Genomic DNA, 2,481 nt, shown 5'->3' on the forward strand with positions numbered 1-2,481 from the left:
TGCCTGACCAAGGGCGTGCCGTACGACGAGAGCGTCCACGTCGCCAACCGCAACCGCGCCCTCGGCCGGGTCAATCAGCCGACCAAGCTCGCTGCATGAACCGGTGGTTGACAAAGGGTGTCTCATCCGAGTGCCCCGCAGGCCGGGCAGTCGGGTCGGCGCGCGTCGTCGAGGGTGAACGTGGCGTCCAGCGCCATCAGGTTCACCGCGTCCACCCGGCCGGGTGGCCGCGCCGGCACGCCGGTGATGAGGGCGAGCGCGTGGTGCGCCGCGAGGTAGCCGGAGATGCCCGCCGACGGCGCGGCCACCGCGTTCGCCACCGCCGCGTTGCGCAGCGCGGTGTCGGCGTACCGGATGCCCACCGCGTGGTGGCGCTCGCCGTCCGCCGCGCGGACGCACTCCCAGCAGGGTCCCACCCCCGGCACGTACGAGCCGACCTGGACCAGCGGGCCGTGGTAGCCGGCGTCCACCCAGGCCGTCCCGGTGGCCAGGCAGGCGCGGTTGGTCCAGATCCGGACGTCCGGCTGCGGCCGGTCGGCCGAGAGGACCAGCACGTCGCACTCCTTCGCCAGGGCGGCGATGTCGTCGGCGCAGCCGACCCGCTGGTTAACCCCGGTGACCTCGACGGCCGAGTTCAGCCGGCGCAGCCGCGCCACCGCCGCGTCGGCCTTGGCCAGGCCGATGTCCTGCTCGGTGTAGAGCACCTGGCGGTTCAGGTTGGACAGTTCCACCACGTCGGCGTCGACGCAGACCAGCCGGCCGACCCCGCTGGCGGCCAGGGCCAGCGCGGCGACGCCGCCGGTGCCGCCCAGCCCGACGAGGGTGACCCGGGCCCGGCGCAGCGCGACCTGCGGCTCCCAGGTGCTGGCCCGCGGGGTGAGGTCCATCCACCGGAAGTAGGCCCGGCTGCGGTCGAAGCGTTCCTTGTCCCGCTCGGTCAGCTCCGGCGGGTCCGGCGCGCCGGCGTCCTCGACGTACCCGGACTCGACGAAGCGCGCCAGCGCGGCGCGGATCGCCTCGGGTGTCTCCGCCGGGTGCGCGTCGCGCACCCGCCGGACGATCCGGTCGACGCCACGGGTGCCGTCCATGGCCTGCAACAGCGTCCACACGGCGCCGCTCGGGTCCGCCACCTCGGCGGCGATGCCGTACGTGGGCCCGCCGATGCGTACGCCGCCGTCGACGCGGTACGGGTGGTGCTCGGGCTTGACGCGTGGACGCCTCATGGCCATCTCCCCCGTGAGACTGCCGCCGTGCGTGTCGCTGCCACCAGCCTTCCCCGACCGCACATCGTTGTCAATGCACCGGTACGGTCCGGTGCTCGCTGCCCGGCGGGTTCGTCGCCGCCGACCTCCGAAAATTTCCCCCATTGAGCGCTTGGGAGCGCTCCCGTAACATATTCGACGCGGCTGTTAACGTTCACAAGCAATCATCCCCGCGAATGCGTAAGCCGCCACCACCTCAGGAGGAAGCGTTATGACTAGATCCAGGGCCGCCAATGTCGGCCTGGTGTCGGCCGGCGTCGCGCTGCTGGCGTCGACGGGGGTCGTCGCGGCGCTGCCCGCCGGCGCCGCAGCAGCGGGCTGTTCGGTGAATTACGCGGTGTCGTCGCAGTGGCAGGGCGGCTTCGGCGCCAACGTCACCATCACCAACCTCGGCGACCCGCTCACGAGCTGGACACTGACCTGGTCCTACAGCGCCGGCCAGACCGTCACCCAGGCATGGAACACCACACTGACCCAGAGCGGCGCCACCATCACCGCCAGGAACGTCAGCTACAACGGATCCATCCCCACCAACGGCACCACCTCGTTCGGCTTCAACGGCTCCTGGACCAGCAGCAACCCCGCCCCCACCAGCTTCGCCCTCAACGGGGTCACCTGCACCGGCGGCACCACGCCGACCACCTCACCGACCGCCTCGCCCACGCCCACACCGACGCCGACGACCCCGCCGCCCGGCACGTGCAATCTTCCGTCCACGTACCGCTGGACGTCGACCGGGCAGCTGGCGACCCCCAAGTCGGGGTGGGTGTCGCTCAAGGACTTCACCGTTGTGCCCTACAACGGCCGGCACCTGGTCTACGCGACCACGCACGACTACGGTTCGTCATGGGGCTCGATGAACTTCGGCCTCTTCACGAACTGGTCCGACATGGCCTCGGCCAGCCAGAACGGGATGTCGTCCGGCACGGTCGCGCCGACACTGTTCTACTTCGCCCCGAAGAACATCTGGGTGCTGGCCTACCAGTGGGGCGCGACCGCGTTCTCCTACCGGACGTCGACCGACCCCACCAACGCCAACGGCTGGTCGTCGGCACAGCCGCTCTTCACCGGCAGCATCTCCGGCTCCGGCACCGGACCCATCGACCAGACGCTCATCGCCGACGACACGAACATGTACCTGTTCTTCGCCGGTGACAACGGCAAGATCTACCGGGCCAGCATGCCGATCGGGAACTTCCCGGGCAGCTTCGGCTCGAAC

At 70.8% G+C, this 2,481-nt stretch carries 2 protein-coding genes; one reads left to right on the forward strand and one right to left on the reverse strand.

Features of this window, described 5'->3' with window-relative positions:
* Window positions 1–122 precede the first annotated feature (122 nt).
* A complete protein-coding gene (locus AB0H57_RS32690; protein ID WP_357512594.1) occupies window positions 123–1,223 on the reverse strand; it encodes a ThiF family adenylyltransferase in 1,101 nt (366 codons plus the stop codon).
* A gap of 250 nt (window positions 1,224–1,473) precedes the next feature.
* On the opposite strand from AB0H57_RS32690, the gene AB0H57_RS32695 reads away from it, so the two are divergent.
* On the forward strand, window positions 1,474–2,481 hold a 1,008-nt coding region (locus tag AB0H57_RS32695; RefSeq protein ID WP_357512596.1), incomplete at its 3' end, for a non-reducing end alpha-L-arabinofuranosidase family hydrolase.

The organism is Micromonospora sp. NPDC050686 (genome assembly GCF_040654475.1).
Lineage (GTDB): Bacteria > Actinomycetota > Actinomycetes > Mycobacteriales > Micromonosporaceae > Micromonospora.